Source organism: Nonomuraea sp. NPDC050556, from assembly GCF_044457355.1.
Taxonomy (GTDB): Bacteria; Actinomycetota; Actinomycetes; order Streptosporangiales; family Streptosporangiaceae; genus Nonomuraea.
On the sequence record NZ_JBITGU010000001.1, the window covers coordinates 2,925,123 to 2,937,378 of the forward strand.

Annotated in this window: 13 protein-coding genes; 6 read left to right on the top strand and 7 right to left on the bottom strand. The window is 69.3% G+C overall.

From position 1 onward, the window contains the following. Window positions 1–271: 271 nt before the first annotated feature. A complete protein-coding gene (locus tag ACIBG8_RS14040; protein WP_397343091.1) occupies window positions 272–1,096 on the bottom strand; it encodes an NmrA family NAD(P)-binding protein in 825 nt (274 codons plus the stop codon). A gap of 138 nt (window positions 1,097–1,234) precedes the next feature. Between ACIBG8_RS14040 and ACIBG8_RS14045 the strand changes: the two genes are divergently transcribed. Both ACIBG8_RS14045 and ACIBG8_RS14050 read left to right on the top strand, forming a co-directional pair. Further along, window positions 1,235–1,837 (top strand): hypothetical protein, encoded by a 603-nt coding sequence (locus tag ACIBG8_RS14045; protein WP_397343092.1) that lies wholly within the window; start codon window positions 1,235–1,237, stop codon window positions 1,835–1,837. Then, window positions 1,837–2,043, top strand: coding sequence for a helix-turn-helix domain-containing protein (locus ACIBG8_RS14050; RefSeq protein ID WP_397343093.1), 207 nt, complete (start codon window positions 1,837–1,839; stop codon window positions 2,041–2,043). Before ACIBG8_RS14045 ends, ACIBG8_RS14050 begins: the two co-directional genes overlap by 1 nt. A 4-nt stretch (window positions 2,044–2,047) precedes the next feature. On the opposite strand, the gene ACIBG8_RS14055 is transcribed toward ACIBG8_RS14050, so the two are convergent. The 3 genes from ACIBG8_RS14055 to meaB all read right to left on the bottom strand — a co-directional run bounded on the left by ACIBG8_RS14055 (window position 2,048) and on the right by meaB (window position 4,288). After that, window positions 2,048–2,488 carry an acyl-CoA thioesterase gene (locus ACIBG8_RS14055; RefSeq protein ID WP_397343094.1) on the bottom strand — a complete coding sequence of 147 codons (441 nt, stop codon included), beginning with the start codon at window positions 2,486–2,488 and terminating at the stop codon, window positions 2,048–2,050. Window positions 2,489–2,491: 3 nt separating this feature from the next. Next, the gene (locus tag ACIBG8_RS14060; RefSeq protein ID WP_397343095.1) at window positions 2,492–3,130 is read right to left on the bottom strand and encodes a TetR/AcrR family transcriptional regulator; all 639 of its coding nucleotides are present in this window, start codon (window positions 3,128–3,130) and stop codon (window positions 2,492–2,494) included. A gap of 198 nt (window positions 3,131–3,328) precedes the next feature. Further along, window positions 3,329–4,288 carry a methylmalonyl Co-A mutase-associated GTPase MeaB gene (gene meaB, locus ACIBG8_RS14065; protein ID WP_397343096.1) on the bottom strand — a complete coding sequence of 320 codons (960 nt, stop codon included), beginning with the start codon at window positions 4,286–4,288 and terminating at the stop codon, window positions 3,329–3,331. A gap of 29 nt (window positions 4,289–4,317) precedes the next feature. Between meaB and ACIBG8_RS14070 the strand changes: the two genes are divergently transcribed. The 4 genes from ACIBG8_RS14070 to ACIBG8_RS14085 all read left to right on the top strand — a co-directional run bounded on the left by ACIBG8_RS14070 (window position 4,318) and on the right by ACIBG8_RS14085 (window position 7,236). Further along, window positions 4,318–4,800 carry a GNAT family N-acetyltransferase gene (locus tag ACIBG8_RS14070; RefSeq protein WP_397343097.1) on the top strand — a complete coding sequence of 161 codons (483 nt, stop codon included), beginning with the start codon at window positions 4,318–4,320 and terminating at the stop codon, window positions 4,798–4,800. 41 nt (window positions 4,801–4,841) lie between these two features. Continuing rightward, window positions 4,842–5,732 carry a L,D-transpeptidase gene (locus tag ACIBG8_RS14075; protein ID WP_397343098.1) on the top strand — a complete coding sequence of 297 codons (891 nt, stop codon included), beginning with the start codon at window positions 4,842–4,844 and terminating at the stop codon, window positions 5,730–5,732. A 280-nt stretch (window positions 5,733–6,012) separates the two neighbouring features. Continuing rightward, on the top strand, window positions 6,013–6,804 hold the full coding sequence (locus tag ACIBG8_RS14080; RefSeq protein ID WP_397343099.1) for a class I SAM-dependent methyltransferase: 792 nt from the start codon (window positions 6,013–6,015) through the stop codon (window positions 6,802–6,804). Between the two features lie 87 nt (window positions 6,805–6,891). Continuing rightward, entirely contained in the window at window positions 6,892–7,236 is a 345-nt protein-coding gene (locus ACIBG8_RS14085) for a DUF1330 domain-containing protein (protein ID WP_397343100.1), read from the top strand. A 258-nt stretch (window positions 7,237–7,494) separates the two neighbouring features. Here the strand turns inward: ACIBG8_RS14085 and scpA are convergent, their stop codons facing one another. The 3 genes from scpA to ACIBG8_RS14100 form a co-directional block, all read right to left on the bottom strand. Then, on the bottom strand, window positions 7,495–9,633 hold the full coding sequence (gene scpA, locus ACIBG8_RS14090) for a methylmalonyl-CoA mutase (RefSeq protein ID WP_397343101.1): 2,139 nt from the start codon (window positions 9,631–9,633) through the stop codon (window positions 7,495–7,497). Further along, a complete protein-coding gene (locus ACIBG8_RS14095) occupies window positions 9,630–11,243 on the bottom strand; it encodes a methylmalonyl-CoA mutase family protein (RefSeq protein ID WP_397343102.1) in 1,614 nt (537 codons plus the stop codon). Before ACIBG8_RS14095 ends, scpA begins: the two co-directional genes overlap by 4 nt. 233 nt (window positions 11,244–11,476) lie before the next feature. Beyond that, on the bottom strand, window positions 11,477–12,232 hold the full coding sequence (locus ACIBG8_RS14100; protein WP_397343103.1) for an N-acetylmuramoyl-L-alanine amidase: 756 nt from the start codon (window positions 12,230–12,232) through the stop codon (window positions 11,477–11,479). Between the last annotated feature and the right edge of the window lie 24 nt (window positions 12,233–12,256).

Here is a 12,256-nt window from a genome sequence, read left to right on the forward strand (position 1 = left end):
CGGAAGCGGTTGCGCCGAGGAGCCGACCGAGCCGGTCTCGATCTGGGCACGGGCGAACGGTGTCAGGGCTGACTCCGAGCGGCGCTGCCGCGTCACTGATCCGCAACGTCGTCACGCCCACACCATACCCCTGGCAAATGCAAGCCAAAATACCCCTTCTCTGCCGCGCGAGCATCAGGCCCTACGCTTTCTTCATAGCATCTGCCACCGGTCCCCGCCATCGCCTGAACATCCATCACGAACGGACGGCGACTGCCAGAGGTGGCCGGGGTCAGGTGAAGTCGGGGGCGTGGCGGGTGGCCCATTCGTGGAGAGTGTGGGCGGGGCGGCCGGTCAGGCGTTCTACGGTGTCGGTGGTGGTCGGGGGCGGTCCGGCGAGCATTTGGGCGTAGCCGTCCAGAAGCACGTCCACGAAGGAGTCAGGGAAGCCGGGGTCGGCGAGCAGGCGGGCCCTCGCCTGGGATCGGGTCAGCTCCTGCCACCGCAGCGGGCGCCCCAGAGCCTTGCCGATCACCTCCACCTGCTCGGTCTGGGTCAGGATCTCGGGGCCGGTCAACGTGTACGTCGCGCCGGAATGACCGTCCTCGGTCAGCGCGCGCACCGCCACAGCGGCCATGTCGATCTCGTCGATCAAAGTCATCGGCAGCTTGCCGAAAGCGCCTGACACGACGTCGCCCGCCCTGATCTGGTCGGCCCACCACAGCGTGTTGACCGCGAACGTGCTCGGCCTGAGCACCGTCGACGGGACCCCGCACCCGTGCACCAGCCTCTCCTGCTCCTCGAAACCGAGGTCAGGCACGCCACCGGTGCCGAGAAACACCACCCGCCCCACCCGTGAGGCGATGACGTCGAGCACGGCGGGCAGATGCCGTCCGCTGTGCAAGGGCCAGAGCAGGAAGGCGGCGTCCACCCCGCCCAGACAGGCACCGATGCTGCCCGGCTCCGACAGATCCCCGCGAACCACCTCCACACCTGCGGGAAAGGCGGAAGCGGCCGGGTCTCTGGTGACAGCGCGTACGGCGTGGCCGGAGGCGTGGAGCTGTCCGACGATCTGGGTGCCGACGTTGCCGGTGGCGGCGATGACAAGGATCTTCATGCCCCGATCGTCACCCGCGGAGCAGCAGACGGCTCAGCCGTACAGCCAAGAATGGCGAAATCCAGCGGCACGGTCCCCAGCGCGGCGGATTCCGGCAACCCCTAGGCATAACGATAATCGTGATTTACGATTATCGTTATGTCCACACGCTGGCTCATCCGCCTGGAAACCCTGCTCACCTTCATCCTCGTCATCGGCTGCCTGCTCGCGATCGTCGGCGTCGGGGCCGACGTGATCATCGCCGTCGCCGGCGCGCCCAACGGCTTCGGCATCCAGTTACGCGTCTACGACTCGCCGATCCCCACCCCCGCCGACGGGACGGTGATCACCGACGCCACCACCGACGTGATCGTCCGCCCGCTGGGCGCGAGCCCCCTCGTCGCCCTGGTGCACTTCCTCGGCTGGGCGCCCGGCGTGGCGACGGTGTTGCTCGCGCTGTTCACGCTGATGCGGGCGCTGCGCCGGGCCAGGTCCGGCGATCGCGCGCTGTTCTCCGACGTCACCGCCGACCTGCTGAGCAGGCTCGGCTGGATCCTCGTCGTCGGCTCCCTGGCCGCCGCGCTGGTCGGCATGGTCGCCGAAGCGCTCCTCGCCTCTATCCTGCTGACCAGGAGCTACCCGTTCTACCCGCCGTCCCTGGCGCTGCTGGGTGCGATCGTGGCCGGATTCGCCGCCCTGGGCGTGTCGGAGATCGTACGGCGGGGCCTGATCCTGCTGAAAGAGGTCGAGGCCACCATCTGATGGAACCCATCATCCGCGTCCGCCTGGACGAGATGCTCAAGGAGCGCGGGCTGACACTGACCGAGCTGTCCCACCGCGTGGGCATCAGCGTGGTGAACCTGTCGATCCTGAAGAACGGCCACGCCAAGGCGATCCGCTTCTCCACGCTGGTACGGCTGTGCGACGCGTTCGGGTGCCAGCCCGGCGACCTGCTCCGCTACGAGTGAACGCCTACGCCGGATCGCGGAGCAGCACCGACGCCGCCTCGCGCAGTTCGTCCGAGAACGGCCGGGGGCGCAGCGTCGTCGGGTCGAGGTTCACGTTCACCCGGTGCCCCTCGGCGTGCACGACGCTCCCGTCGGGCGACAGGATGCGGAAGCCGTACACCGCGCTCGTCGTCCCCATCCGGTCGATCCAGAAATGCACCAAAGGCTGGCCCGCGCCCACGATCGGCACGTTATAGGTGATCTTGAACTCGCGAACGGCGAGGAAGACGTCCTTGAACGTGGACGCGGACGGGTCGAAATGCCACCCCAGCTCGATCCAGAACGCGCTGACCGCCCGCTCCAGCAGCAACGCGTACCGGGAGTTGTGCAGCAGCCCCATCGCGTCGAGATCGTCGAAATGTACCTCTACCGGCCGGGTGTGGCCGGTTTCGAGAAGAAGAGTCATGGTTCAGTCCTCCGGTAGCAACGTGGGGTCAGGGGTCAGGGCGCGCAGACGGTCGAGGACCGCTCGGCGCGACAACGCGTAGGCGGTCCCGGCGTCGATCAGGCGGGCGTGCGCGACCGTGGCCTCGCCCAGGGCGTTGATCTCGAAGGCGAGCTGCGCCGGGTCGACGCCGGGCAGCTCGCCCAGCGCGACGGCCGACTCGACCAGGCCGTGCAGGTAGGCGAGCCACTCGCGCATGGCCTTGGCGATCCGGTCGCGCACCGGGCCCGGGCGGTCGTCGAACTCCGCCTGGGCGGTGAAGAAGAAGCACCCGCCGGGCAGCACGCCGTCGGCGTAGAAGCGCAGGCGCGCCTCATGCAGGGCGAAGATCCTTCGCACGCCCTTGGGCTCGGCGAGTGCGGGCTTGACGATGCGGTCGGTCCACTGGCGGGCGGCCCAGTCGATGGCGTCGAGTTGCAGCTCCTCTTTGTCGCGCCAATGCGCGAAAAATCCGGACTTGCTGACTCCTGCGGCTGCGGCGAGCCGCCCCAGGGACAGCCCGTCGAGCCCGTCGGTCGACGCGAGCGACACCGCCCGCTCCAGGATCGCGTCACGGCTCCGCTCACCCCGAAGCCTGCGCCCGTCCAGCTTGCTCTCAGCCATGCGTCCCAATATATACGACCGACCGGTCGTTAAGATACTTGGGGGCGCAAATCCGCGAGAGCACCCGGGCCTTGGAGCGCCCAAGAGAAAGCCCTTGCGCACCGCCCAACAGAAAGCCCGCCCATCTCCTTGCACAGAGGAGTTGGGAGGGTTTCTTCTCCGGAGAGTTGTGGGCGCTTCCGAGTCTGCTGGGAGCTCTCAGAGTCGCTTGAAGGCGGCGAGGAGGCGGTCGGCGGCCAGCGACGGGGTCAGTTTCCCGTCGAGCACCTCACGCTCCACCGAGTCCGCCAGCGCCGACACCGACGGGTTGCCGTGCAGCTCCGCCAGCAGCCGGTTCTGCACCAGCGTCCACGTCCACCGCACCTGCTGCGCCCGCCGCTTGGCGTCGAGGTCGAGCCGCTCCTGGTGCGCGATCACCTGCGCCCACAGCTCGGCCAGCCCGTCCCCGGTCAGCCCGCTGCAGGTCAGCACCGGCGGCGGCGGACCCTCGGAGCGCAACATCCGCAACGCCCCCGCCAGCTCCCTGGCCGCCTTGCGCGCCGCCATCGAGAACTCCCCGTCGGCCTTGTTGACCGCGATCACGTCGGCCAGTTCCAGCACGCCCTTCTTGATCCCCTGCAGCTGGTCGCCGGTCCTTGCCAGGCTGAGCAGCAGGAACGTGTCCACCATGTCGGCCACGGCCGTCTCCGACTGGCCCACGCCGACGGTCTCGACGAGCACGACGTCGAACCCGGCCGCCTCCACGACGACCATCGCCTCCCTGGTGGCCTTGGCGACGCCGCCGAGCGTGCCCGAGGTGGGCGAGGGCCGGATGAAGGCGTGCGGGTCGACAGACAGGCGGGCCATGCGGGTCTTGTCGCCGAGGATGCTGCCGCCCGTCCTGGTCGAGGAGGGGTCGACGGCGAGTACGGCGACGCGGTGGCCTTCTGCGGTGAGCGTGGTGCCGAGGGCGTCGATGAACGTCGACTTGCCGACGCCGGGAACGCCGGAGATGCCCACCCGGCGCGCGCCGCCGGTGCGCGGGGTCAGCTCGACGAGCAACCGCTGGGCCAGCTCGGCATGGTCGGCCCTGGTGGACTCGACCAGGGTGATGGCCCGCGCGATCCACGTGCGCGACCCGGCCAGCACACCGTCGACGTAGTCCCCCAGCGAACGCACCCGATCAGCCTAGCCGTACCCTATGCGGCGTGAACGTGCGTCCTGCCACCCCGGCCGACCTGCCCGAGATCGCCGCGATCTACGCCTATTACGTGACCGAGACCGTCGCCACGTTCGACGAGGAGCCGCTCGGCCTGCCCGAGTGGCGGGCCAGGTTCGACAGGGGCGGGCCGTTCCTGGTGGCCGAGGTGGACGGCGAGGTCGCGGGATACGCCTATGCGGCGCAATACCGGCCCAAGCCCGCCTACCGGCACACGCTGGAGAACTCGATCTACCTGGCGCCCGGCCGTACCGGCCAGGGGTTGGGGCGCGCGCTGCTCGGCGCCCTGCTGGCCGAGTGCGCGGCTGCGGGCGCGCGGCGGGTGGTCGCGGTGATCGCCGACACCGGCGACCCGTCCTCGCTGGCGCTGCACCGGTCGTTCGGGTTCGAGGAGGCGGGACGGCTGCGCGAGGTGGGGTTCAAGCACGGCCGGTGGATCGACACGATCCTCCTGCAGTACGGCGTTGCATGATCGTTATCAACGAAACCCACGCCTCAAGCGTCTCATTCGTCGTGAACCGTTCCATTTCCCTGGCCGCCGCCCTCTTCGTGGCCAGTTCCCTCTTCGCGGCGCCCGCTCAGGCCACCGCCGCCGCACCGGCCGTCGTGCCGGTCATCTCCGACATCACCCCCATGGGGGACGACGTGGAGAAGGTCGGGGTCGGCTTCCCGATCATCGTCACCTTCGCCAAGCCCGTCGAGGCCAAGGCGGAGGTGGAGGCGCTGCTGGAGGTCCAGGCGGAGCGGCCGGTCGACGGCGCGTGGCGCTGGGTGTCCGACACCAAGGTCATCTACCGCACCAAGACGTTCTGGCCGGCCCACCAGAAGGTCACGCTCAACGCGAAGCTGAGCCAGCTCCAGGGCGGCAAGGACGTGACCAGGCGGTTCGCCGTCGGCGCAGCGAACATCTCGGTGGTCGACACCAAGAAGCACGTGATGAAGGTGCGCAGGGATGGCAAGCTGGTCAAGTCCATCGCGATCAGCGCGGGGCGCGGCGGCATGGTGAAGAACGGCGTCGACGTCTTCCTCACCACCAGCGGCGTGCACCTGACCATGGGCAAGAAACCGCTGGAGACGATGAGCTCGGCGTGGATGGGCGTCACCGACCCCAAGGATCCGCGTTATTACAAGGAAGAGATTCCGTGGGCGGTGCGCATCTCGGACAGCGGTGAATACGTGCACCAGAGTTACGGCGACTACCAGTACCTCGGCCGGTCCAACCAGAGCCACGGCTGCGTGCGCGCCACCCCGGCGGGCGCGAAGTGGTTCTACGGCATCGCCCAGCGCGGCGACGTCGTGAAGATCACCGGGACGAAGCGCAAGCTCGACTGGAAGAACGGCTGGTCCTACTGGCAGCTGAACTGGACGGAATGGAAAAAGGGCAGCGCCATAAAGGCGAGTTGAACAAAATCGCTTAACGGCTGTTCAACGGGTTCTCCGTACAACTCTCGTATGAGAATCCTTCCGCTGGTCTTTCACTGGCCGGGTGCGGCTCCGTCCTGCCGTTCGCGCATGGATTGGGCGCCCCGGCCAGGTACGCCGACTGCCGGGACGGGGCTGGGGTTGTTCATCGTGCGCGCGGTGGTCAGGGCGGGTGGAGGCGCTTCCCCGGCGGGACGGCGGGCTCCAGATCACGGTGCAGATCCCCCGCGCCTGAGCCCGATTCTGGTCGTATGCTCGGCGCATGGTGCGGGATGTCTGGGAGGTCGGCGAGGCTTACGAGGCTTATGTCGGGCGCTGGAGCCGGCGGGTCGCGGTGGAGTTCCTGCGGCGGCTCTCGGTTCCCGCCGGGCGTACCTGGCTGGATGTGGGGTGTGGTACCGGGGCGCTGACGCAGGCGATCCTCGCCGAGGCCTCGCCCGCGCGGGTGGTCGGTGTCGATCCGGCCGAGGGGTTTCTGGCCACGGCCAGGGGTGCGGTCGGTGATGCGCGGGCGGAGTTCCGGGTGGGGGACGCGCAGGCTCTGCCGCTGGCCGACGATGGGTTCGAGGCCGTAGTCAGTGGGCTGGCGTTGAACTTCGTTCCCGACCATGTGCTGGCGGTCGGCGAGATGGTCCGCGTGGCGGCGCCGGGGGCGGTGGTGGCGGCGTATGTGTGGGATTACGCCGAGGGCATGGAGATGATGCGGCACTTCTGGGACGCCGCGATCGCGGCCGCACCCGACGATTCGGGGCTGGATGAGTCCGTACGGTTCCCGGTGTGCCGTCCTGGGGCGTTGCGTGACCTTTGGGTGGGGGCCGGGGTTCTGGACGTGGTGGTGGGGCCGATCGACGTGCCCACTGTCTTCAGTGGATTCGATGACTTCTGGGATCCGTTCCTTGGCGGGCAGGGGGCGGCTCCTGCTTACGCGATGTCGCTGACGTCGGCGCGGCGGGCTGACCTGCGTGAACGGCTGCGGGGCAGCTTGCCGTACGCGGCGGATGGGACCATCCCGCTGACCGCACGGGCTTGGGCGGTGTCCGGGACGGCTTCCTGAGCTCGCAAGGATGTTCAAGCCAGGTCGGCCGGTCGCGGGTGATGATCGCGGCATGAGACGACTCTTCTGGCGGGCTGGGTGGGTACGGTGACCCGGCCCGGGTATGCGATCGCGCACTTCACCACGCTTTCGCGGCACTCCGACGTGATGGATTACCTGGAGCGGATCCAGGAGACGCTTGATCCCTTTTCTGGGCGGTTCATCGTGCATGGCGGGGAGGTGGAGGAGCTTGAGGGCGGGTGGAAGGGGACGGTGGCGGTGATCGCGTTCCCTGGGATCGCGGAGGCGCGCGGGTGGTACAGGTCGGCGGCTTATCAGGCGATCCTGCCGCTTCGGACTAGCCACATCGAGGCTTCGGCGATCCTCGTCGAGGGTGTCCCTGACGGGTACGACCCGGCGGCCACGGCAGCCGCGCTCCGCCAGGCCACCTGACGCATGCAGGGGGAGGCGTGCAAGTGGCGCCTGCACAAGCAAGCCCCCTGGGAGGTGCACGCCCGTACAGGTGGGCGCCCATTGGTGGGCGCCCACGGGTGGGTTGAGGGGGTGAGCGCCCAGGGGTGAGCGCCCAGGGTGGGCGCCTCCCGGGGTGGACGCCTCCCGGGGTGGACGCCTCCCGGGGTGGACGCCCAGAGGTGGGCGCCCCCAGGGATGGGTACCCAGAGGTGGGTTAGTGGGTTGAGGGGTGGGTGGTTAGTGGTTGAGGTGGGTGGAGAGGGTTGCGAGGAGGTCCAGTGCGGCGTCGGCGATGACCGTGCCCGGAGGGAAGATGGCCGTCGCGCCCGCCGCGCGTAGCTCGTCGAAGTCGCCCGGCGGGATCACGCCGCCCACCACGATCAGGATCGAGTCGGCGTCCAGCTCCCCCAGCGCCGCGCGCAACGCGGGCACCAGCGTCAGATGCCCAGCCGCCAGCGACGACACCCCCACGATGTGCACGTCGGCCTCCACCGCCTGCCGCGCCACCTCCTCCGGCGTCTGGAACAGCGGGCCGACGTCCACGTCGAACCCCAGGTCGGCAAAGGCCGTGGCGATGACCTTCTGCCCCCGGTCGTGCCCGTCCTGCCCCATCTTGGCGACCAGGATGCGCGGCCGCCGCCCCTCCGCGCGTTCGAAGTCCGCGCACGCCTGCCGTACCCGCTCGATGTTGGCCACCGGGCCGGCCTCCTCGCGATACACGCCGGAGATCGTACGCACCTGCTCGGCGTGCCGCCCGAAGACCCGCTCCAGCGCCTCGGAGATCTCCCCCACCGTCGCCTTGGCGCGCGCCGCGGAGATCGCGAGCGCCAGGAGGTTCTCTCCCCCGGCCGCGCCCTTGGTCAGCGCCTCCAACGCCTGCCGTACCTCCTCGGAAGACCGCGCGGCGCGCAGGCGGCGCAGCTTGTCGAGCTGCTGCGCCCGCACCAGGCTGTTGTCGACCTTGAGCACGTCGATGGGTTCGTCGGCGCCGGGACGGTACTTGTTGACGCCGATCACCGGCTGCCGCCCCGAGTCGATGCGGGCCTGCGTGCGGGCGGCCGCCTCCTCGATGCGCAGCTTGGGCAGCCCGGCGTCGATGGCCCTGGCCATGCCGCCCGCCGCCTCGACCTCCTCGATGTGCTCCCAGGCCCGCGCGGCCAGCTCGTGCGTGAGCCGCTCCACGTAGTAGGACCCGGCCCACGGGTCGATCACGCGCGTGGTGCCCGACTCCTGCTGCAGGAGCAGCTGGGTGTTGCGGGCGATCCTGGCGGAGAAGTCGGTCGGCAGCGCCAGCGCCTCGTCCAGTGCGTTGGTGTGCAGCGACTGGGTGTGGCCCTGGGTCGCGGCCATGGCTTCCACGCAGGTACGGACCACGTTGTTGTAGACGTCCTGCGCGGTCAGGGACCAGCCGGAGGTCTGCGAGTGGGTGCGCAGCGACAGCGACTTCGGGTTCTTCGCCCCGAATCCGGAGACCAGCCGCGACCACAACAACCGCGCGGCGCGCAGCTTGGCGACCTCCATGAAGAAGTTCATCCCGATGCACCAGAAGAACGACAGCCGCGGCGCGAAGGCGTCGATGTCGAGCCCGGCCGCGACTCCGGCGCGCAGGTATTCGACCCCGTCGGCCAGCGTGTAGGCCAGCTCCAGGTCGCACGTCGCTCCGGCCTCCTGGATGTGATACCCGGAGATGGAAATGGAGTTGAATTTCGGCATGTGCACGCTCGTATAAGCGAAAATATCCGAAATAATTCGCATGGACGGCGCCGGGGGATAAATGTAGGTGTTGCGGACCATGAACTCCTTGAGGATGTCGTTCTGGATGGTCCCCTGCAGCGCCTCAGGAGGAACCCCCTGCTCCTCCGCCGCCACGATGTACAGCGCCAGGATGGGCAGCACCGCCCCGTTCATGGTCATCGACACCGACATCCGGTCGAGCGGGATGCCGTCGAAAAGCATGCGCATGTCATAGATCGAGTCGATCGCCACCCCCGCCATGCCCACGTCGCCCGCGACGCGCGGATGGTCGGAGTCGTACCCCCGGTGCGTCGCCAGGTCGAACGCCACCGACAGCCCCTTCTGCCCGGCGGCCAGGTTGCGCCGGTAGAAGGCGTTGGACTCCTCCGCGGTGGAGAACCCCGCGTACTGCCTGATCGTCCAGGGCTGGTTGACGTACATCGTCGGGTACGGCCCGCGCAGGTACGGCGGAGCCCCCGGGTAGGTCGACAGGAAGTCGAGCCCCTCCAGGTCCGCCGCCGTGTAGACCGGCTTGACCGCGATCCCTTCGGGCGTCTCCCAGTCGGGACCCTCCACCGAGGGCGGCGGGACCGGCGCGTCGCTCTCCAGCGCGACACCGGTGAAGTCGGGCACCGAGCTCATCGCGTCACTCCCAGGTCGTCGAAGGTCGTGCGGAGCACGTCGAGCGCGTCACACCCCGCGTACACATGCGCGTCCACGCCGTCGTACTCCCCCTTCCCAGCCAGCCAGACCTTACGAGCCCCCGCACGCCGCAGAGCGTCGGCGACAGCGGCCGCGTGCTCGCCGTACAGCTTGTCGGACGAACACAGGCACGCGACGGCCGATCCGCTCTCGGCGAAGGCGGCCGCGATCGACGAGGGGTCGGAGCCCGGCCCGGCCGACGGGGTGTCCAGCCCACCGGCCTGGAACAGGTTGGCGGCGAACGAGGCGCGCGCGGTGTAGGCGGCGACGGGCCCGATGGTGGCCAGGAACACGGCGGGCCGTACGGGCTGAGCGTCGGCCAGATCCCGCAACGCCTCAAACGGCCTCGCATAACGCGACATATCCGTATTTGTCGCAGAGAAGCGCCGCTCACCCAAGTTGGGGAACTCGCTCACCCCGGTGATCGGGAAGCGCCGGTGCGCGATGTCGTCGTCCCGCCGCGCCCGCGTCACCGCGATCCGCTTCTCCACGCTCGCCCCGGCCTCGATCTCCTGGAACCACGCCCAAGCCTGCGAGGCCAGCTCAGCCGTAAGCCTCTCCACGTAATAAGACCCACCGCCAGGATCGGCCACCCGCCCCACCCCGGCCTCCTCCAGCAACAACGACTGCGTGTTGCGGGCGATCCGCCGCGAGAACCCGTCAGGCAACCCCAGACACGCGTCAAAGGGCTGAACGGTCACCGCATCAGCCCCGCCCACCCCGGCGGCGAAGCAGGCCAGCGTGGTACGCAACATGTTCACCCAGGGATCGCGCGCCGTCATCATCGCCGACGACGTCACAGCGTGCTGCACCTGCCCAGCCGCCACCCCGCACACCTCGGCCACCCGCGCCCACAGCTTGCGCGCCGCCCGAAGCTTCGCGATCGTGCCGAACTGGTCGGCACTCGCCGCATAACGGAACTCCAGCTGCCCGAACGCCTCCTCCATCGTCAGCCCGGCCGCGGTCAGCTCCCGCAGGTGGCCGACCCCGAGCGCGATCGAGCAGCCGAGCTCCTCGACGTCGCTCCCGCCCATGTCGTGGTACGGCGTGCCGTCCACGACGACGGACCGCAGGCCGGGATGCGGAAGGCACCGGGCGGCGAGCCCGGGGGCGCCGAGGTTGCCGCGCAGCGCGACGCCGCGCGCGGCCGCCAGCTCCAGCAGCACCTCGCCCGCCTCTGACGAAGAGGACTCCAGCACGATCGGCGCCAGGTCCAGATAGACGTCCTTCAGCAGCGCGGGCAGGTCGTCGACGCCGATCGCGCCCTCCCCCACCACGAGCCACAACGACGTGACGCCGTTCTCCAGGTCGGCCATGACCGCTTCCGGGTCGGCGACCGTGTGGCGCTGCCGTACGTCCCAGTCCGTCCTGGATCCGCGCACCTGGGCGGCAGGCAGGTCGGAGGCGTCGTAGAGGGGGGCGATCCGGACGCCGTCGTAGGTGCGCGTGTACAGCGACTCCTCGGGGGCGCCTGACTTGCGCAACACACCGAGGGCCAGTTCCCGCCACTCGTCCCGGGTCACGGAAGGAAAGCCCGCTGCCAGTTCCATGACTCGGATAGTAAGCGTCGCCAGGACAGAACAAAGCTTCGGGGTGCTTTCCTTACCCGCCTCTGAGACGCATGTCACGCTCAGGCGACCGAAGGTGTCGCGGGCCTGCTCGGCGGCCTGTCGGGGCTGCCGGGTGTCAGTATCGGCGCGACCGCCACGTGCGGCGCGGCGAACCTGCTGTGGGGCCTGGCGGGCCGCCCGCAGGCGGGCTGCGGGAGCCACGGCTACCAGGGTTAGGGAAGCGGCGCTTCCCAGGCCAGCTTCCAGGTGACCGGGCCGACGACGCCGTCGTCCTCGATGCCCTGGTTGCGCTGGAACCTGCGGCACACGTCGCGCGAGTCGGCACCGTACACGCCGTCGACCTCGATGTTCCAGCCGCGTTTCTTCATCTGCCGCTGCCACGTCTTGACGTCGTCACCGCGCGTCACGGGCGGGAACGACAGCAGCCGTCCGGGGAACGGCGGAGCGCCGGGCGGCTGCCCAGGGCGGGGCGCGCCACGCCTGACCCAGGCGTACAGCGGCTCGCCCGGACAGTCGGTCTGGAACCCGTCCCTGTGCCCCTTGACCTCACGCCCCGCTCGCCCCCTGTCCCGCAGGTGCTCGATCGCGTCCACGATGCCGTGCAGCACGGAGTCCGGCGGGTTGACCAGCCCCGCGTTCCCCACCAGCCCGAGCACCGCGTAGTGGTCGGCGTTCAACCCGGCCCCGTTGGCGGCAGGCAGATGGTGCAGCCCCCGCCCCTCGAACACCTTCCGATGGGGACAGACCAGATACGTGTATCCCACGTCTATCCAGCCGTTGGAGTCCATGTGGAAGTTCTGGATGGACTGCACGAGCGCCTGGCAACCGGCGTGGTTGGTGAGGATGCCGGGGTCGACCCTGCCACCGGTGTAATGGACCTTGACGCCCTTGGTGGAGTCGAGCTGGGTGTATTCGCCGCGCGGCGGACGGGCGTTCCAGTCGCGCCGTAAGACGAGGTCGATGGCCACAACGATCTCCCCGGTTAGGTGACG

Bases quoted from the DNA above. Each gene is read 5' to 3' on its own strand.
- ACIBG8_RS14040 (WP_397343091.1), bottom strand. From the start codon at position 1,096: ATGAAGATCCTTGTCATCGCCGCCACCGGCAACGTCGGCACCCAGATC.
- ACIBG8_RS14045 (WP_397343092.1), top strand. From the start codon at position 1,235: ATGTCCACACGCTGGCTCATCCGCCTGGAAACCCTGCTCACCTTCATC.
- ACIBG8_RS14050 (WP_397343093.1), top strand. From the start codon at position 1,837: ATGGAACCCATCATCCGCGTCCGCCTGGACGAGATGCTCAAGGAGCGC.
- ACIBG8_RS14055 (WP_397343094.1), bottom strand. From the start codon at position 2,488: ATGACTCTTCTTCTCGAAACCGGCCACACCCGGCCGGTAGAGGTACAT.
- ACIBG8_RS14060 (WP_397343095.1), bottom strand. From the start codon at position 3,130: ATGGCTGAGAGCAAGCTGGACGGGCGCAGGCTTCGGGGTGAGCGGAGC.
- ACIBG8_RS14080 (WP_397343099.1), top strand. From the start codon at position 6,013: ATGGTGCGGGATGTCTGGGAGGTCGGCGAGGCTTACGAGGCTTATGTC.
- scpA (WP_397343101.1), bottom strand. From the start codon at position 9,633: ATGAGCTCGGTGCCCGACTTCACCGGTGTCGCGCTGGAGAGCGACGCG.
- ACIBG8_RS14095 (WP_397343102.1), bottom strand. From the start codon at position 11,243: ATGGAACTGGCAGCGGGCTTTCCTTCCGTGACCCGGGACGAGTGGCGG.